This window comes from Pandoraea commovens (genome assembly GCF_024704525.1).
In the GTDB taxonomy this organism is placed as follows: Bacteria; Pseudomonadota; Gammaproteobacteria; order Burkholderiales; family Burkholderiaceae; genus Pandoraea; species Pandoraea commovens.
Genome location: NZ_CP102780.1, coordinates 2,292,287 through 2,311,269, shown reverse-complemented (window position 1 = coordinate 2,311,269; position 18,983 = coordinate 2,292,287). Strand labels below are relative to the sequence as shown.

The window sequence follows — 18,983 nt, the reverse complement described above, 5'->3', positions numbered from 1 at the left end:
GACGCATCCAGCCCCACCCCTTCGATCCGCCCGAAACATCTCGTAACCACTGCCTCACGCACATTTCCCGCATGAGGCTTGGCGTCACGGCCGGACCGCGCGACAATTGTACCCAAAAGCCCGGCGTTCACCGCACTGAAAGACACAGGCGCGCCGGTCCGGTTCCCTCATTTCCGCCCTGGAGGCCGACGTTGAGTGCCACACGATCGCCCGTGCAGAACCCCAACCGTACCCTGCCCCGCTGGCTCGCCAAATTTTTCTTTCAGTGTGTGGAAGCGGCGCAACGCAGCATTGCGCGTCACTCGCTGGTTGGCGACAAGCCCATTTTCGATAACGCCCAGTTCCCCTGGGTCGAAGCGATCGAGGCACAGGCACCGGCCATCGCCCGCGAACTCGAAGCCGTACTCGCCACACCAGGACGTCTGCCCGCGTTCCACGAGATCTCTCCCGACGTCGCCACCATCACGCAAGACCATCAGTGGCAGACGTTCGTCTTCCTCGGTTACGGCATGCGTGCCGAGCGCAACCTCGCCCGCTGCCCGGCAACTGCCGCTGCCCTCGATGGCATTCCGGGTCTTCGCACGGCCTTCTTCTCGATCCTGTCGCCGGGCAAGAAGATTCCCCTGCATCGCGGCCCGTATAACGGCGTACTGCGGCTGCATCTGGCACTGAAAGTGCCGCGCGAGCGCGAGAAGTGTTGGATTGAGGTCGACGGACAACGCTATGTCTGGCAAGCGAATCGCGCTGTGATCTTCGACGACGCTTACGAGCATCAGGTGCACAACGACACCGACGAGACGCGCGTGGTGCTGTTCGTCGACTTCGAGCGCCCCTGCAAAACGCCCGTGTCTTGGCTCAACAAGCTGCTGCTGTCGTTTGCCCCGCTCACGCCGGAGTTGCAGCAGGCCAAGACCAATCACGAGAAGTGGGAGCGCGACTACTACGCGACGCCTGCGCCAGCGGCACCTGGATCACCAACGACACGGGCCGGGGGCGCGACGACAGCCAACCCGCCGAACGACAGCGCAGAGACCTCTGATGCTGGACACGCAGAAACAGTGGGCGACGAACGCGCTCACAGTTGATGCACCACCCTAAAAAAAACCAGCGATTTACCTTCGCTGGCATTTTTTCGCTTGATCTCGAATGCACGGACCGAACAAGTGAACGCGTGTGTCTGAGGGGGGCGCTTAGGTCATGAGGACAAGCCCATGCCACGTCTGAAATCGCGTGCTGCCGCGATGGTTTCCTCTTCGGCTTCCTGCACATCGGGCAGCGCCGAACAATAGCGGGCCACAGCATCGTCGGCCAGAGGCTCCCACTTTTTCAGCCAGCCTGCGATGACGGGCCGGTTCGCCTCCTGCGTCAACGCCATTTCCACCAGCTTGGCGGCCCAGCGTCGATGTCGTTGAGCGTCGGCAACGTGGGAGTCGATCAACAACCCAAGTAACGTATCACCGTTTTTTCTGGCCGCCTGGCCCAGGCCGCGCAACACTGCACCTTCCACTGCGGGCCTTATCAACAGATTCAGTGCCACGAAGCTCTCGCCCCAGTCCCAGGCAACAAGCGCATGCTCGACAAGCTTGCGCCAGCCCTGCCATGCAGGGTCTTGCTCCCAGTACCGGCGCTCGTCGCTACCGAATCCCATACCCTCGAAAGTGGAGGAAAGCTCCTTGGTTCGGTACGCCGTATGCGTCAACCAACGCAGGGAGTCGGCGGCCTGAAAGACCGCGCAATTCACAATGGTCGAGACTGGCGCCATCTGCGCCAGATACGCAGATCCCATCTGCAGGGCATGGAACAAGAAACGCGCCGGGGTGTATAGACGCGCCAGCGTACCGGCCCAGTGGCGCTCAAGCATGACGTCGTGGCCCCGGGCGGAAAACTGGTCCAGCAGGCCAAATACATAGGCTTCCTGTCCGTCCTGGAGCAGATTGTAGGTGCGATACACCAACTCATCCGGATCCCGAAATGCTTCCCAGTCGGGGTGCTTCAACGCTGCGCCATGGCGATATTGCCTGAACCATTGCGCCATCTCCATGTTCGGATCAAGCTCGAACGGGGCTTCCGGATTATCTCCGTCATACGTGAGATTGGTCGATACGATTTCGTATTCGCTCGGTTTGCGCCGCCGCGACGCCAGATGACTCCAGGTCTTCAATGGCTTCAGGGTTTCGGAATTGTCCATTTCCGCCTCGCATCAAAGATGTCTCGCCTGGCCAGAATTCGTCAAGAGAACAAACTCTCCGGATTCGCATGGCCCACTCACTTATCGCAAAAAATGAATTCAAGCGCCTCCATCGGCTTAATGTCCGTTTCGATCAACTTTGCCTCTCGCGGAAAGAAAGACTCTCCCCCCTGGCGACGCACCCTCACAACTTTGTCCGGCCGAGGCGCGACGCGCCGACCGACGGAATGAAATGCCGCCTTGGCAGCCACTTCGTCCATCGTATCTTCGGTATCGACGGTGACCAGCAGCAGCACAAAGTCGTACTGAAAGTTTGAAATCATCGGAAAGTCGGCCATATGCGCGCTCCCATTGCCCCGGCCTCATGCGGCCTTTCGCTCGTAAGGATTATTGCGGTAGGTTTCAACCCAGCGGTATCCGTGCGCGTCATCGCCCATTTCGCCGGGAGCCAGGCCCATATATTTGAGTGCGCCGGCCAAATCGGGCGGGACAATCTTGCCTGCGAGCAAGCGGTCCGCCAGACTCAAGTGATCACGGTAGCGTCTCGGATCCTGCTCAAACACCCACCGTTCGATTTCCGAATTGAAGTGATAGGTGCGGCCGTTATATTCCAGAGGATGGTCCTTGACGCTCCACCCGTCGCCAGGGATCGCGCAGATCGGCAACTGATTCAAGTTGCAGATGATCGGAACCGTCTCGGGCAATGTCAGTTCATGCTTTCCCGCTAGCAGATTCTCGATGATGACGTCCCAGGCTTTACCAAAGGTGTCGTTCCATCCCGGGTATTTTTCCTCAAGCCAGTCGCGACACCCATGCGTCACGCCGGCCGCCGGGTTCCACGACATGGCCGGGCGCCAGAACCATGCGGCAAGCTGATAGGCATGGTGCTGATACTGCGACTCGGCGATCATCTGATCCCAGTACCACGGGCGGGAAAGCCCCATCTCGATCAGCGAACGTTCAAATTGATCGAAAATCCATTCCTGCATGAACTCCCGGAATGACTGCTTTCTGCGATCCAGGGGCATCCCATAATCCATCGCCGTACCGGCAGGCACACAGAAGACGTACCAGGAGCGTGCGATGGCGATATCGACGAGCTTTTGTGCCTGCGCCACGCGGCCGTTGTCGATCATGATTTTCAGCACCGAGCCGCCGATCTGGGCATGACGGGCTTCGTCGGTCTGAATGCTGGATATCAGGCTGGAGAAGGTAAAATCCCCGACCTCGGCAGCATCGGAGGCCAGGCCGAGGAACTGCATATTGGTGAAGCTCGTTTCGAGCCCAAAGCTCAGCATCACTGCGATTTCGGCCGCGCTACGCGAATGGGCCACGTCATCGGCGCTAGAACGCGTCGCGACACTGGCTAACGAATTGGTGTGGAGAAGCTTGTGCGTCCAATCGAACTGTCGGTCTTTCGTACAGTATTCATGGGCGAAATACAATTGAATTTGCGTATGCCGGCTCTCGTCGAGCATGCCGAAGGTCGCCATGTTCCGCATGCCCGGCGCGCGGCCGAATCGCACCATGCGCGCTTGTGCATGCATACCAACGTATTCGACCAGCGCCAAAGTGCTGTAGTGAAGCTTGAGAACCGACAACCACCCCGGGTCCGCGCTCTCGTACAGTTGACTGCGCTCGAGTGCCGCCTTGACAGAATAAACGCCGGCGTCCTTGTCACGTTGAACACGCACGTACTCTGGATAGCTAATCTTGTACGGTTCGTCGAACGCTTCCCAGCTTTCGACCGCAATACCCATACTGCCCGTCATCAGATCCGGGAACAGTTCCGACTCTTCTACATACGTCGAAGTCCAATTGGTAGACCGGGCAATGTCGTACCATTCCGCGCGTTCCAATAGCGCCATGACTGAATATGGGCACTTCCCGACTGAGAAGGAATCCGCGCGCAAGAATTCTGCTTATTTGGTCCGTTCTATTTCTGTTTGCACCCGTCTGCCAACGCAACCTTTCGACACCCATCCTTTGCAAGGGTTAAGAAATAACCAATGGCTGCTTCGCCATTAACACTCCCCGCATCCACTCGAACTACGTATCTATTAAGTTCGCAACGTTCATGTGGAGGTTAGTCGAATGGTTTTCTGAACTCCATGGAATGACGGGCTTTTAGGTGATTCGCTGAATTCAGGAATCTGCACTCGATCGGACAGGCCGAAGCGCCATCGATTTCGACGTCTTTTGCCGCAAACCGCACGAATGCGGAATTATTGCGGGAAAAGAGATAAGTCGCGGCGACCACCCCGGCCTTCCGAATCGCTCACGGCGACCGACTCGATTGCGCGAGCGTGTCCTGCGCAGGCGGCGGAACGAAATTCGCCGCGAGCACTGCAACAAGCGCCGCCGCCAGCATCGCACCGATGCCAAGCGCGGCATCGCCGAAATGCAGGTAAGCGAACTTCATCGCCTCGATCACGGCCACGGCCACGACGATGGTGATCATGCTGAGCATGCCTGCGACCGTCGCCCGGTTGAGACTGTCGACGGCGAACAGCGACTGGCGATACACCACGCCGTAGCACATGCCCATACCGAACGCATGCAGCGTCGTGCCGATGAGCAACGCCGGATAGCCCGGCGCGAGGATGGCGGTACCGACGAGCGACACCGCCGCGCCGATCAGCATGGCTGCCACTCCGGTCGCCAGCAGACGCCCGTTCGACCAGCGCCCCACCTGACGCGCGAGCAGCACGTTGCCGAGAATCAGTGCCGCGAACACCGGCACTTGCAGCATGGCGTACTGCATCTGCGACAGCCCGGCGCGCTCGATCAGGAACACCGGCCCCAATGCGATCCACGTGAGCAATGGCGTCACAGCGAGCCCCGTGAGCACCGCGCCGCGCCAGAATCGTCCACTGGAAAGCGGCAGCTTGTAACCCGCCCAAAGTTGCTTGGCGTTCAGCGCATTACGATCGTGACGCGACAGCTCCGGCATCGTGCGATACAACCCGACGAACGAGAACACCGCGACGATGGCAATCAGCCAGAAGATGCTGCGCCACGGCCAGAACGACACGACGGCAGCACCGGCGAGTGGTCCGAACAGCGGCGAGAGCAACGACACGTTCGCCATGAGCGCCATCACACGCACGGCAGTCTTCTCCTCGAACGCCTCATGCACCGTCGGATACCCCACCGTCAGCACGAAGCAGCAGCCCATGCCTTGCAGAAAGCGTAGTGCAATGAACTGCGGCATGGTCTGCACGTAGTGCACCGCCAGACACGCGACGATGAACATGACGAGGCCGGAGAGCAGCACACGACGGCGACCGAAGCGGTCGGCAAGCGGGCCGAGCAACCATTGCAGACTCGCGTTGCCGAGCATGGCGGCGGTCAGCGCCAGCGTGGTCATTTCCGCAGACGCGCCGAACTCGCGCGTGACGAGCGGCATGCCGGGCATGATCATGTCGTTCGAGATGTAGACCGCGAACTCGAAGAGCACCAGCGAGAAGGGGAACCAGAATCGCGAGACGGGGGACCTGGGGGAAAGCGGACTTACAGAGTGAGACACCTCGTAAAGGCTCCTTTGTGCAACCCACGCTCGTGACGTCGGCACACATGTATGAACTCCAAAAGACAACACCCCCGGTGCCTGCGAGGCACCGGGGGTGTCTGTTGCTTCGACTGTGCCGCCTCAGTGTGGTTCGGGCGGCGTTTCGATGCTTCAGACGTCCAACAGATCAACCTCGAAGACCAGGGTGGCGTTCGGCGGAATCACGCCGCCTGCACCGCGTGCACCGTAGCCAAGTTCGGCCGGAATAATGAGTTTGCGCTTGCCGCCAACCTTCATGCCGGCAACGCCTTCGTCCCAGCCACGAATGACCATGCCGCCGCCAAGCACGAAGGCGAACGGATCGTTACGGTCTTTGCTGGAATCGAATTTCTTGCCGTCGGTCAGCCAGCCCGTGTAATGAACGGTCACGGTCTTGCCCGGGGTGGCTTCAGCGCCATCGCCCACTTGCAGGTCTTCGTATTGCAGGCCGGAATCGGTAGTGACAGTCGACATGGTTGTTCTCGCTCGAAGAAGAGAGGATATCGACGCGCGAGGTATCGCCAACGCGCGAACTCGGGAAAGAAAAAACCCCCGGCTCTCCGCGAAGAGCCGGGGGTGTTCCGCCAAGGCGACTTGGCGGAGACGGAGGGATTCGAACCCTCGATCCAGGTTTTGGCCCAGATGCTCCCTTAGCAGGGGAGTGCCTTCGACCTCTCGGCCACGTCTCCCAAACTTGTCGTCGCACCAGGGAGGTGATGCGACGAGACCGTGATACTACCGGCTGTTCTCGATGCCGTCAAACATTATCCGCATCGAAACCCAACTTTTTTTGCGTACCTGTCATGCACCCGACACGTACACGGGAATTTTCCCGCATCGCTGCCCGAAAATCCCGTTGCGCGCCGCATGCATCACGCTCACATGCGGCACGTCTTTTTGCCGTCCGAAGTGACGGCGTGCGATCAATGACGATCGCTTCGATCGATTAGGCCTGATCGAGTTCGAAGGCCTTGTGCAGCGCGCGCACAGCGAGCTCCATGTACTTCTCGTCGATCAGCACCGAGATCTTGATTTCGGACGTGGAGATCAGCTGAATGTTGATGCCCTCTTCCGACAGCGTGCGGAACGCCTTGCTGGCGATACCCACGTGCGAGCGCATGCCCACACCGACGATCGACACCTTCGACACCTTCGGGTCGCCGATGACTTCGGCAGCGCCGATGTGACCCTGCACGTCGCTTTGCAGCAGCGTCATGGCGCGCTGGTAGTCGCCGCGCGGTACGGTGAACGTGAAGTCGGTCTTACCCTCGACGCTCAGGTTCTGGATGATCATGTCGACATCGATGTTCGCGTCGGCGATCGGGCCGAGAATCTGGTACGCAATGCCCGGGCGATCCGGCACGCCACGCACGGTGATCTTGGCCTCGTCGCGCTGGAATGCGATACCCGAGATGATGGCCTTTTCCATTTGTTCGTCTTCCTCAAAAGTAATCAGCGTGCCCGAGCGCGCTTCTTCGTCGAGCGCGATCATCGGATCAGTCAGGCTCGACAACACGCGAGTCTTGACTTGGTACTTGCCGGCGAATTCCACCGAGCGGATCTGCAGCACCTTGGAACCGAGGCTGGCCATTTCCAGCATCTCTTCGAAGGTCACCTTGTCGAGGCGGCGGGCCTCGTCGACCACACGCGGGTCCGTCGTGTACACGCCATCGACGTCGGTGTAGATCAGGCACTCGTCGGCCTTGAGGGCGGCCGCGACCGCCACCGCCGAGGTGTCCGAGCCACCGCGACCGAGCGTGGTCACGTTGCCGTTCGGATCGATCCCCTGGAAACCGGTGATGACGACCACGCGGCCGGCATTGAGATCGGCCATGACGCGCTTGTCGTCGATTTCCGAAATGCGAGCTTTGGTGAAAGCGCTGTCGGTCTTGATCGGTACTTGCCAGCCGGCGTAGCTCACGGCATCGACGCCAGCCTCTTTGAGGGCCATTGCCAGCAGGCCAACGCTCACTTGCTCGCCCGTGGCGGCAATAGCGTCGAGTTCGCGCGGATCCGGATTGGCCGAAATCTCTTTGGCCAGGCCCAGCAGACGATTGGTCTCGCCGGACATCGCCGACGGCACCACCACCATCTTGTGACCGGCCTTATGCCATTTGGCCACGCGCTTGGCGACATTCTTGATGCGCTCCACCGAGCCCATCGACGTGCCGCCGTATTTGTGTACGATCAGAGCCATAACATTGCTAACACATTGATTTAAAACCGTTTATGAATCCTGCGCGGATACCCCTTCATGGGTATCGGTGACGTTTCGATTCGCGGAACTTTTGATTATCGCACGAATGTATCGCGTTGGCGTCGGTTTGACGCACATTGCGCTGCGATGAACCCACGAAGCCGCATCTGGCAGCAGGTTATGCTGAATTTCACGGAAGTTTTAGTCGGCGGTGCCTCGTTGCTCCTCAGGCTCCGCTCAATTTCCTTGAGCCGAGGAACATCCCAGGTTTGTCGCTCTGGCTAATTCCCGCTCAGCCCTCTCAATCTTCCGGGCCGCGGGGATTGGCAGCACCCGGCTAGGCTCCACTGAAAATTGGAACACGCAGGTTGGTCGCTCCGGTCAATTCCCGCTCAGCCCTCTCAATCTTCCGGGCTGCGGGGATTGGCAGCACCCGGCTAGGCTCCACTGAAAATTGGAACACGCAGGTTGGTCGCTCCGGTCAATTCCCGCTCAGCCCTCTCAATCTTCCGGGCCGCGGGGATTGGCAGCACCCGGCTAGGCTCCACTGAAAGTCGCTACGCCAGGGCGCCACCAATCCCCGCCACTCAAATTTCCGAATCCCCCTTCACGCCTCGTCGCGCCACTCCATCACCCATCGTGCGCCACCCTCTTCCCGCTGCGCTGCGCCGTCAACGCCAAGTCTCGGGACGAAGACGATCGCGCCCGCCTGCCACACAATCGGCACGTTTCTCAACCACGCCGCAACACCTCGACTCTGATACCAGTGCTTCAGCGACCGCGAATGCCCCTGCGCATGCTCCCGCCAGCGCTCGCCACCCGCCCTCGCCTTTGCGACCAACGCGGATGCGCGCAATATCCGCTCGTCGATGCTTCCTGCCGCCTCTTCATCGTCGCCCAGCGGCGTGAAAACGATGCTGCCCTTCCACTGCGGCAAATGCCATGCTCGCTCGCCCGCCCAGCGCAGCATGACGTCGGACACTACATCGTCCGGATCCGCCATCTCGTAGATCGCAGTCCACTGCAATTCGTCGCGATACAACCGCAGCACCGCTTCGCCATGCGGCAATTCAAGCGACGCCTCAGCCTGCGCATCGCGAATCTGACGCACCCACTCATCAAGACGCGCTTCCGGTGGCATCGCCAGGCCGCGACGTGCCGTCCAGTAACGCAGCAGGTTCGCCAGACGCGCAGCATCGAGGCCCTGCAACTGCGTTCGCTGCAAACGCTCGTCGTCGCCCACCGTCGGCACACGCGCCCTCGCGAAGTCGAGCTCCGCCAATTGGTCGAGCAATGCCTGCGCTTGCGCAGCATGACGCGCAAATCGCGCCAACGTCTCGCGATAAGCAGGCACGTGCGACGCAATCGCAGGCATCACGTCGTGACGCAACGCATTGCGCAAATAGTGGCGGTCTTCGTTGGACGGATCTTCGACCCACGTCAGCGATCGCGCCTTGGCGTAAGCACGCACCGTCTCGCGCGAGACATCGAGCAACGGTCGCAACAACCGCACACGATCCGTGCGATGCCCAACGACCGGCAACACGCCTTCCAACGCCATCGCGGCCACACCCGGCAATCCGGCACCGCGCAACATCTGCAATAGCACGGTCTCCGCCTGGTCGTTGGCATGATGCGCTGTCAGCAGCCAGCCGACGTCATTCGCCAGACAGATCGACGCCAACGCTTCGTAGCGCGCTGCACGCGCCGCGCCTTCGATACCTTGTCGCGCATCCCTCGGCACACTCACGCGTCGCGCTTCGAAGGCGAACCCGCGCAGGCGCGCCTCGCGCTCGCACACAGCGAGCCAGTCGTCGGCATGCTCGGAAAGCCCGTGATGGATGTGGATGGCCAGCGGTTGCGGCATTGGCTCGACCGCCTCACTCGACGGCCCGGTTTCGCGACGCTTTTGCACCCAATGCGCCAACGCATCGAGCAGCACCATCGAATCTAGGCCGCCACTGAGCGCGATTGCGAGACGTGGCCGTGATGCGGAGGAATCGCGATGAGGCAGGACGTGCGCCGTCAATGCCAGACGTAAAGCGACGTCCACATGTGCAACTGCCGCGTCGCATCGGGCAGATGCGAACGCGGCAGCAGAGGATTCGTGATGAGGCATCGGATTCGACGTCATCGCCACCACGGGCGACGACGCATCGGCTTGCGCTTTACTTCGCGCCGGCTTCCTTGAATTTGCCATAGCTCATCAGGCGCTCGAAACGACGCTCAAGCAGCTCCTTGTGGCTCATGCCCTGGAACTGACGCAGCGAGTCGGCCAACGCGCGCTTGAGCATACCGGCCATACCGAGCGGATCGCGTTGCGCACCACCCAGCGGCTCGTTGACGATCTTGTCGATCAGACCAAGCGCCTTCAGACGATGTGCCGTCAAGCCCAGCGCCTCGGCCGCCTCAGGGGCCTTCGCTGCGCTCTTCCACAGAATCGACGCGCAACCTTCCGGCGAAATCACCGAGTACGTCGAGAACTGCAACATCATGACGGTATCGGCGACAGCCACGGCCAACGCGCCGCCCGACCCACCCTCACCGATGATCGTGGTGATGATCGGCGTTTTGAGTTCGGTCATCGCGTACAGATTGTGACCGATGGCTTCCGACTGACCGCGTTCTTCGGCATCGATGCCCGGATAGGCACCCGGCGTGTCGACGAACGTGAAAAGCGGAAGACCGAACTTCTCCGCCATCTTCATCAGACGCAAGGCCTTGCGATAGCCTTCCGGACGCGGCATACCGAAGTTGCGCATGGCGCGCTCTTTGGTGTCGCGCCCCTTCTGATGACCGATGACCATACAGGCCTGGCCGTTAAAACGTGCCATGCCGCCCACAATGGCGTGATCGTCCGAGAACGTACGGTCGCCATGAAGCTCATGAAAGTCGGTGAAGATGTCGCGGATGTAATCGAGCGTGTAAGGACGCTGCGGATGGCGTGCGATCTGCGAAACCTGCCAGGGCGACAGGTTTGCGTAAATGTCCTTGGTGAGCTGCTGGCTCTTCTTGGAGAGGCGCTCGATCTCTTCGGAAATATCGACGGCTGAATCGTCTTGCACGAAGCGCAACTCTTCAATCTTCGCGTCGAGTTCGGCGATCGGCTGTTCAAAATCCAAAAAGGTGTTCTTCATCAGGTTTCCCCGGAAATGCGGCAGCGTATTGTACCGCCGGTAACGTCTACCCGGATGAGATAGGCAACTTTCATCGCCTGTCGATCCGCAATAGCCGTCAAAAATGACTGGATGAGACGGAATGGACGCGGATTATACGTCCTCGCGTCTATAGAAACCGTAAATGATCGCAATCGATCAGTACGATCAATATTCGACCGGCACAGGTTCGAGACTCCGCCACATGTACCACGTGGCGACGGAGCGCCAGGGCTCCCAATTGGCAGCGACTTCGCGTGCTTCGCTTCGCGTGACAGGCTCGCCGCTGAAATAGTTGACGCTGATGGCGTTGATCAGCCCGACATCGTCGAGCGGCAGAACGTCGGGACGCAGCAGGTTGAACATCAGGAACATTTCCGCCGTCCACCGGCCGATGCCTCGGATACCGGTCAGCTCGGCAATGACTGCCTCGTCGTCCATGCTCGCCCACGCATCCACGTGCAGCACGCCGGACTTGAAATGTGTCGCCAGATCGAGAATGTACTCGGCCTTGCGACGCGACAGCCCACACCCGGCGAGCGCATCGTGCCCTGCCTTGATGAACTGCGACGGCGAAAGCTTCGGGCAGATCGCCACGACGCGATCCCACACAGCCTGCGCCGCCTTCACGGAAATCTGCTGGCCCACGATCGAGCGCGCAAGCGTGACGAACGGCTCGCCGCGTCCGGTCAGATGCGCCGGGCCAAACTGGGGAATCAGCTTCTTAAGAATCCGATCGCGTTTCATGAGATCGGCACACGCCTGATCCCAGAAGTCGGGACGCGTGGCGCCCGGCGCAACCGGCAAGGGCACAACGCCCGTCACCGCCTGCTCGACCACCTCATGTTCGAGACGTTCGATCTCCGGCGTGACGATGCGCGTCTCGCCGTCGCGCTTGGCGATAACGCGCCGCGTGGTGGCCGCGCTGGACGCGTCCGGCTTTGCGTTCGGCTTCGCGGCGGTCTTGCGCGGCGTCTTCACAGGCGCCTTCGAAGCGGCCTTCTTTGCGACGACCTTCTCGACCTTCTCGACCTTCCCGGCCTTCGACACCGACGCCTTGCGGGCTGCGCCCACGCCGGACGACTTCGCAGGCGCCTTTGCGGTCTTGCCCGCCGCGGTCTTGCCGGTCGGCTTGGTTGTCACCTTGACGGCCGCCGTTCGCGTCGCTGTCGACGCGCTCGAACCGGTCGACTTCAGCGGACTGCGACGCGCGCCGTCGACCGGTGCCGACACCGGCTTCGCCGTCGTCGAACCTTTTGCCGAACGCTTGGCCGCCGGGGTCCCGGTTGCGACCTTCGCGGCTACGGATTTACGAGTCACCATGAGTGTTTTGCCTCGATGCGTCGCGCTCAGGCACGACGCCATTCGGTGGCGCCTCCGGGACGGTCTTCCAGCACGATCCCCTCGGCCAGCAACTCGGCACGAATACGATCGGCTTCCGCAAAATTACGATCACGCTTGGCCTGAGCACGCGCTTCGATACGCGCCTCGACCGACGCACGCACCGCGTCGCCATCGCCCGCCTCATCGCCGCCCGTCGCCCCTTGCAGGAACGACTGCGGATCGCGGCCGAGCAGGCCCAGCGTCGCCGCCAGCCCCTGCAACTGACGCACCAGCACAGGATTGCGCTGCTTGTTGATTTCGCCTGCCAGTTCGAACAACACCGCAATGGCAACCGGCGTGTTGAAGTCGTCGTTCATCGCGGCGGCAAATCGCTGCGCGAACGGCTCGTTCCAGTCCAGCGGTGCACCGTCGCTCGCCGCATCCTTGAGCGCCGTGTACAGACGCGTCAGACCGCCGCGCGCGTCATCCAGATGGGCATCGCTGTAGTTGAGCGGGCTGCGATACTGGGCGCGCAGGATGAAGAAACGCACAACTTCCGCGTCGAACTTCGCCAGCACTTCACGAATGGTGAAGAAGTTGCCGAGCGACTTGGACATCTTCTCGTTGTCCACGCGCACGAAGCCGTTGTGCATCCAGTAATTGACGAACGTCTCGCCCGTCGCCCCTTCGCTCTGCGCAATCTCGTTCTCGTGATGCGGGAATTGCAGATCCGCGCCGCCACCGTGAATGTCGAAATGGTTGCCGAGCAACTGGCAGCTCATGGCCGAGCACTCGATGTGCCAGCCCGGACGGCCAGCGCCCCACGGCGACGCCCACTTCGACTCTTCCGGCTCGGTGTCCTTTGCGCGCTTCCACAACACGAAGTCGAGCGGATCCTGCTTCGCCGTATTGGCCGCCACGCGCTCACCCGCGCGCAGGTCCTCGATGGACTTGCCCGACAGGTGGCCGTACGTCGCGAACTTGCGCACGGCATAGTTCACGTCGCCATCTTCGGCCTGATAGGCGTAGCCGTTGCGTTGCAACGTGCCGATCATGTCGACCATCTGCGGAATGAAGTCGGTAGCACGCGGCTCATGGTCGGGACGCTGAACGCCGAGCGCATCGGCGTCTTCGTGCATCGCAGCAATGAAGCGCGTGGTCAGCTCACGCATCGTCTCGCCGTTCTCGACCGCGCGCTTGATGATCTTGTCGTCGATATCCGTGATGTTGCGCACGTACGTCACACGATAGCCGAGCGTGCGCAACCAGCGCTGCACCATGTCGAACACCACCATCACGCGCGCATGACCAATGTGACAGTAGTCGTACACCGTCATCCCACAGACATACATGCGAACTTCGCCGGGAACGAGGGGTGCGAACGACTGTTTATCTCGCGCGAGCGAGTTGTAGACACGGAGTGAATCCATAGATATGCGCTTGACCGGGCGGCAACAGCGCTGGACGCTGCGACGATATCCCCGTGTGAGACGAGAGCGATATCGCGAGGCGGGCTGCGCGCCGTGCGGTAGAAAAAACGAACCTGCGAACCGCCTCCACCGCCACATCGAGAAATGGCGCGGGCCGGGCGCAGGTGTTTTGTTAGAATGCGGCCGAGTATAGCATCTCTTGCGCACCTCTCAGGTATCCCAAGCACCCACTATGACGCAACGAAGCCGGTCACTTTTGTCTCCCCTGACGCACGTTCCTTCGCGCCTTCTCTCTCATGTGCGCCCGCTCGCCGCTGTCACGCGCAGCACACGCGCACTTACGCTCGCGGCCGCCACGCTCGGCGTGGCCAGCGCGCTGTTCGCGCTGCCCGCCGGCGCGCAGGCGATCACCGATCCGCCCCCGCCCGCGCCGCTGCAAACGCCGCAGCAAGCGAGCGAGTCGGCCATCAACAAGCTGGTCGAAGCGGGCAAATTCAACGATGCTCTGACCAAAATCGACGAGCATTTGAAGCAGTACCCGCGCGACGCGCAGGTGCGCTTCACGCGCGGTCGTGTGCTGATGGAAATGGGCCGTAATGCGGAAGCCATCGACGTCTTCACGGCGCTCACCCAGGACTTCCCGGAACTGCCCGAGCCGTTCAACAACCTGGCCGCGCTCTACGCGCAGGCTGGTGAGTACGACAAGGCCCGCGCCGCACTCGAGAGCGCGATTCGCAACAACCCGAACTTCGCCGTCGCGTATGCGAATCTGGGCGACATCTACGCCAAGCTCGCGCAGCAGGCTTATCAGAAATCTCTGAAGCTTGCGCCGACGGCTCGCGTGTCGAACCGCGAAAAGCTGCTGTCCAATATGCTGACCCCGCAACGCGCCGCGCCTGTCAGTCAGACGCCGTCGCCGCAAAAGCCCGGTGAGGACGCCGCCGTGAAAAACATCGGCAAGTCGGGCAACTAAGCCGGCTGCCGCGACTCGAACTCCGTTCCACCTTCCCCCTTCTCATCGATATAGGGAGACACGCATGTCCTTTCCGAATCGCCTGCGTCGCGCCATGCTCGGCGGCGTTGCCACCGTGGTGGCCGCCGCCGCCCTGACGGGCGCGAGCCTGCCGGCCTTTGCGCAAAATGCGCAGCCGCAGGTGCAATTCAAGACGTCGCTCGGCAATTTCGTGGTCGAAGTCAATCCGAAGGCAGCACCGAAGACGGTCGAGAACTTCCTTCAGTACGTCAACGATGGCTTCTACAACGGCACGATTTTCCATCGCGTGATCAACGGCTTCATGATACAGGGCGGCGGTTTCACCCCGAACATGGACCAGAAGCCCACGCGCGCCGCGATTCCCAGCGAATCGAAGAACGGCCTGAAGAACACCATCGGCACCATCGCCATGGCCCGCACCTCCGATCCGAACTCCGCGACCGCGCAATTCTTTATCAATGTGAAGGATAATGCGTCACTGGATTACCCCAACCCGGATGGCTTCGGCTATACGGTATTCGGCAAGGTGGTGTCCGGCATGGACACCGTCGAGAAGATCAAGGGTGTGGCCACGACCCGCAAGGGCATGTATTCCGACGTGCCCGCCACGACGGTCGTGATCGAATCGGCCAGCGTCGTCAAACGCTGAAAATCCTCCGGCCCGCCGGGATCATTTCATTAGAAGGAAAGCATCATGGTTGAACTGCACACCAATCACGGCGTCATTCGCATCGAACTCGACGCAGCCAAGGCACCGAAGACGGTCGAGAACTTCCTCAACTACGTCAAGAACGGCTTCTACGACGGCACGGTGTTCCACCGCGTCATCAACGGCTTCATGGTCCAGGGTGGCGGTTTCGAAGCCGGCATGAAGCAAAAGCCGACCGAAGCGACCATCGAAAACGAAGCCAACAACGGCCTGAAGAACGACAAGTACACGCTGGCCATGGCCCGCACGAACGATCCGCACTCGGCCACGGCCCAGTTCTTCATCAACGTGAACGACAACGACTTCCTGAACCACAGCTCGCCCACGCCGCAAGGCTGGGGTTACGCCGTGTTCGGCAAGGTCGTCGAAGGCCAGGAAGTGGTCGACGCCATCAAGGGCGTGAAGACCGGTTCGAAGGGCTTCCACCAGGACGTGCCGGTTGAGGACGTCGTGATCGAGAAGGCTGTGATCGTCGCCTAAGCTCGCGTAAGCGCCCTCAAGCGAACTGCGACACTCGATGCCAGTATCGACTGCGCGGTGCCCGCAATGCCCCGTGACACCACGGGGCGACGGGCCCGCGCTTTTCATTTCCGATCTTCACCTCTCACCGGCCCTGCCGCAGACGGTGCAAGTCTTCGAAGACTTCCTGCGCGGCCCCGCGCGTGAAGCGTCCATCCTTTTCATCCTCGGCGATCTGTTCGAATACTGGATCGGCGACGATATGCTCGATGCCGACCGCGACACCGGAAACGTGCCTGCTTCGGCCCCGCCTGCCAGCGAACCGCTCGGCGAGTTCGCGCGCCGCATGACGGCCGCGATGGCGGAACTCTCGGCCAGCGGTGTGCCCATCGCGGTGATGCGGGGCAATCGCGACTTCCTGCTCGGCAAGCGCTTCGCGCGAGCGGCGGGCGCGGTCATGCTCGACGATCCCTGCGTCTTCTCGTTTCTCGGTCAGGCACTCGTGCTCAGCCACGGCGACCAGTTGTGCACCGACGACGTGGGTTATCAGCGCTTTCGCCGCGTCGCGCATTCGCCGCTCGGCAAAGCCTTTTTCCTGACGTTGCCGCTGCGCGTGCGCATGGGGATTGCGGATCGCATCCGCCGACGCAGCGCCGCCAAGGGCGCACATCGCATGGCCTACGCCGATGCTAACGCCAATGCCATCGCGGCGCTGCTCGACGCTGCGGGTGAGCGCACGCTGGTGCACGGCCACACGCATCGTCCTGCACGCCACGTCGACGGGCGACGCGTACGCTGGGTCCTGCCCGACTGGGAATTCGATGTGGACCCGCCACGCGGCGGCTATCTGCAATGGGACACGCATGGCTTACGGGCCGTCGACCTCGCGCCCTCCGCGACATAAGCGTTGCGATGTAAAAACGGCTCGTTGCTGACGAGCCGTTTTTGTTTGGATCCGCGACGACGACGATTCGCCGTCATCGCCCCACCACGTCACATATCCTGAATTTCCTTGCCCAACTTGCGCAACTCGGCGGTATCGATCTTGCTCGCACCGAGCGCTTCGAGATGCGCGCCGAGTTGGTTGAGCGCCGCCACCATGACATCGATTTTGTGCGACTGATCCGTCGCGTTCTCGATCAGACCATGAATCGCGAGCGAGACTGGGTCATCGGCGTTGGGCGTAATGCCGTAGGCCGAGAACTCCGGCTTACACTCGCCCTCACCCACCTTTACGCCTTCGCGCGGCGCCCCGGGACGCACGACGCGCGCCGGGTTGCCCACCGCCGTGCCACCCGCCGGGACCGGTTTGACGACGACCGCGTTTGAGCCGATCTTCGCCCCCTCACCCACCGTAAAGCCGCCGAGCACCTTCGCCCCCGCACCGACGATCACCCCCGCCTCCAGTGTCGGATGACGCTTTGCGCCGCGCGCGAGCGACGTGCCCCCGAGCGTCACGCCCTGATAGATCGTGCAGTCGTCGCCGATCACCGCCGTCTCCCCGATCACCACGCCCATGCCGTGATCGATGAACACGCGTCGGCCGAGCGTCGCGCCCGGATGAATCTCGATGCCGGTCAGAAAGCGAGCGTATTGCGAGATGTAGCGTCCGCTCCATTTGAAACCCGACGTCCAGCAGCGATGCGCCACCCGATGCAACATCACGGCATGCAGACCGGGATAGCAAGTGAAGACTTCCCAGTTGCTACGGGCAGCGGGATCTTTCTGACGAATGGCGGCGATATCTTCGCGAAGACGAGTAAACATAAGCCTGAGTCTGTCCTGTCGTGCGGCGTCCGGCCGTCTTGGGGACGGATCGTCGCGTATTAGCGGGTAATTCCGGGAGTGCAGGAATTCAGCGATGTGCAGTGCGGCGGCCGAGGCAGGCGCCGCATTGCGAAATGGCGAAGCGGTGACGCACGCCGACGAGGCAATGCGTCACGCAGGTCAGCGCAGGGCTAACAACAGTGGACGTGGTAAGGCAGAGAGGCGGCGCAACGCTGGCGCAAACGATTCATATCCGCGAAAGGCGTATAAGCATATGACAGCCGATTGTAGGGCGTTTTCGCGATATTTGCAGCAATCAGCGTCGCACCTTGCGCTCCAGAATGTGCTTCGAGATGCCCCGCAGGATGTTGACCTCTTCGCGCTCCAGATGGCTCTTCGCGAACAGACGGCGCAATCGCGTCATCAGCTTCTTGGGATTGTCGGGGTCGAGAAAATCGAGTTCGACGAGCGCGCGCTCCAGATGTGTGAGCATGCCTTCGACGTCGTCGCGTGTCGCCAGCGCGTCATGCGAAGCGGCATCGGTGACGGGCGTCGCCACCGTCACGACCTGTGGCGCGTCACCGCGCGCCTGCGCCAGACACGCCATGCGCATTTCCCAGGCGATCAGTTGCACGGCCTGCGAAAGGTTGAGCGAGCTATAGACCGGGTTCGCGGGAATGTGCACGAGTGCGTTACACCGGTCCACGTCTGCATTCGACAAACCGGTACGCTCGCTGCCGAACACGAAAGCCACCGCTTCTCCCTGCCCCGCGTGTTGCACTGCGATGGCCGCACTCTCGCGCGGCTCGGCGTTCGGCGGCCCGTACTCACGTGAGCGCGCGGAGAGCGCCACCGCCCAACTCACACCCTGCAAAGCAGTGACGAGATCGGGCACGATCAGCGTGTTGGCGAGCACGTCGTCGGCGCCACTGGCAAGCGCGATCGCTTCCGGATCGCGCAGCACGTCTGCCCCCGCACGCGGCGCGGCAAGCACCAGTCGGCCAAACCCCATCGTTTTGATCGCACGCGCGGCCGAGCCGACGTTGCCCGGATGACTCGTCTCGTTGAGTACGAAACGCACCTGTTCGAACAACGGCGACGGGGAATGGGGAGCGGACGGAGCAGACTGGGACATGAGACGGCGATGGACGGGAATCGGGAATCGGGAATCGGAAGCGGGAGCGGAAACGGCAGCGGCAGCGGACAGCGCA

17 protein-coding genes and 1 tRNA gene are annotated in these 18,983 nt (G+C 61.5%); 5 read left to right on the top strand and 13 right to left on the bottom strand.

What is annotated here, in order from left to right; genetic code table 11:
* The first annotated feature begins 191 nt into the window (after window positions 1-191).
* Window positions 192-1,085: an aspartyl/asparaginyl beta-hydroxylase domain-containing protein gene (locus tag NTU39_RS10800; protein ID WP_246184612.1), complete on the top strand. Its 894-nt coding sequence runs from the start codon at window positions 192-194 to the stop codon at window positions 1,083-1,085.
* 110 nt (window positions 1,086-1,195) lie between these two features.
* Here the strand turns inward: NTU39_RS10800 and NTU39_RS10795 are convergent, their stop codons facing one another.
* The 11 genes from NTU39_RS10795 to cysS all read right to left on the bottom strand — a co-directional run bounded on the left by NTU39_RS10795 (window position 1,196) and on the right by cysS (window position 13,843).
* Window positions 1,196-2,188, bottom strand: a complete 993-nt coding sequence (locus NTU39_RS10795) for an aromatic/alkene monooxygenase hydroxylase subunit beta (RefSeq protein WP_257959810.1) — start codon at window positions 2,186-2,188, stop codon at window positions 1,196-1,198.
* Between the two features lie 77 nt (window positions 2,189-2,265).
* The gene (locus NTU39_RS10790; protein WP_150664905.1) at window positions 2,266-2,526 is read right to left on the bottom strand and encodes a toluene-4-monooxygenase system B family protein; all 261 of its coding nucleotides are present in this window, start codon (window positions 2,524-2,526) and stop codon (window positions 2,266-2,268) included.
* A 24-nt stretch (window positions 2,527-2,550) separates the two neighbouring features.
* Window positions 2,551-4,056 (bottom strand): ferritin family protein, encoded by a 1,506-nt coding sequence (locus NTU39_RS10785; RefSeq protein WP_257959809.1) that lies wholly within the window; start codon window positions 4,054-4,056, stop codon window positions 2,551-2,553.
* Between the two features lie 410 nt (window positions 4,057-4,466).
* Complete coding sequence (locus tag NTU39_RS10780) at window positions 4,467-5,717, bottom strand: MFS transporter (RefSeq protein ID WP_257959808.1); 1,251 nt, start codon at window positions 5,715-5,717, stop codon at window positions 4,467-4,469.
* A gap of 153 nt (window positions 5,718-5,870) precedes the next feature.
* Complete coding sequence (locus NTU39_RS10775) at window positions 5,871-6,212, bottom strand: FKBP-type peptidyl-prolyl cis-trans isomerase (RefSeq protein WP_039399124.1); 342 nt, start codon at window positions 6,210-6,212, stop codon at window positions 5,871-5,873.
* Window positions 6,213-6,333: 121 nt separating this feature from the next.
* A tRNA-Ser gene (locus tag NTU39_RS10770) sits at window positions 6,334-6,427 on the bottom strand.
* Window positions 6,428-6,684: 257 nt separating this feature from the next.
* Complete coding sequence (locus tag NTU39_RS10765) at window positions 6,685-7,935, bottom strand: aspartate kinase (RefSeq protein ID WP_039399126.1); 1,251 nt, start codon at window positions 7,933-7,935, stop codon at window positions 6,685-6,687.
* Window positions 7,936-8,542: 607 nt separating this feature from the next.
* Window positions 8,543-9,880: a tRNA lysidine(34) synthetase TilS gene (gene tilS / locus NTU39_RS10760; RefSeq protein ID WP_257959807.1), complete on the bottom strand. Its 1,338-nt coding sequence runs from the start codon at window positions 9,878-9,880 to the stop codon at window positions 8,543-8,545.
* Window positions 9,881-10,103: 223 nt separating this feature from the next.
* Complete coding sequence (locus NTU39_RS10755) at window positions 10,104-11,072, bottom strand: acetyl-CoA carboxylase carboxyltransferase subunit alpha (protein WP_150664901.1); 969 nt, start codon at window positions 11,070-11,072, stop codon at window positions 10,104-10,106.
* A 186-nt stretch (window positions 11,073-11,258) separates the two neighbouring features.
* The gene (locus tag NTU39_RS10750; protein WP_150664900.1) at window positions 11,259-12,413 is read right to left on the bottom strand and encodes an endonuclease III domain-containing protein; all 1,155 of its coding nucleotides are present in this window, start codon (window positions 12,411-12,413) and stop codon (window positions 11,259-11,261) included.
* A gap of 26 nt (window positions 12,414-12,439) precedes the next feature.
* Window positions 12,440-13,843 (bottom strand): cysteine--tRNA ligase, encoded by a 1,404-nt coding sequence (gene cysS / locus NTU39_RS10745; protein WP_150664899.1) that lies wholly within the window; start codon window positions 13,841-13,843, stop codon window positions 12,440-12,442.
* Window positions 13,844-14,141: 298 nt separating this feature from the next.
* Between cysS and NTU39_RS10740 the strand changes: the two genes are divergently transcribed.
* From NTU39_RS10740 to NTU39_RS10725, 4 genes are all read left to right on the top strand, one after another.
* A complete protein-coding gene (locus NTU39_RS10740) occupies window positions 14,142-14,816 on the top strand; it encodes a tetratricopeptide repeat protein (RefSeq protein WP_257959806.1) in 675 nt (224 codons plus the stop codon).
* A 94-nt stretch (window positions 14,817-14,910) separates the two neighbouring features.
* Window positions 14,911-15,486, top strand: coding sequence for a peptidylprolyl isomerase (locus NTU39_RS10735; RefSeq protein WP_150665000.1), 576 nt, complete (start codon window positions 14,911-14,913; stop codon window positions 15,484-15,486).
* A gap of 45 nt (window positions 15,487-15,531) precedes the next feature.
* Window positions 15,532-16,026 (top strand): peptidylprolyl isomerase, encoded by a 495-nt coding sequence (locus NTU39_RS10730; protein WP_150664897.1) that lies wholly within the window; start codon window positions 15,532-15,534, stop codon window positions 16,024-16,026.
* Window positions 16,027-16,171: 145 nt separating this feature from the next.
* A complete protein-coding gene (locus NTU39_RS10725; RefSeq protein ID WP_257959805.1) occupies window positions 16,172-16,909 on the top strand; it encodes a UDP-2,3-diacylglucosamine diphosphatase in 738 nt (245 codons plus the stop codon).
* A gap of 89 nt (window positions 16,910-16,998) precedes the next feature.
* Here the strand turns inward: NTU39_RS10725 and cysE are convergent, their stop codons facing one another.
* Together cysE and NTU39_RS10715 are read right to left on the bottom strand one after the other, a co-directional pair.
* The gene (gene cysE / locus NTU39_RS10720; protein ID WP_150664895.1) at window positions 16,999-17,772 is read right to left on the bottom strand and encodes a serine O-acetyltransferase; all 774 of its coding nucleotides are present in this window, start codon (window positions 17,770-17,772) and stop codon (window positions 16,999-17,001) included.
* A gap of 316 nt (window positions 17,773-18,088) precedes the next feature.
* Window positions 18,089-18,907, bottom strand: a complete 819-nt coding sequence (locus NTU39_RS10715) for an RNA methyltransferase (RefSeq protein WP_150664894.1) — start codon at window positions 18,905-18,907, stop codon at window positions 18,089-18,091.
* Window positions 18,908-18,983: the final 76 nt, after the last annotated feature.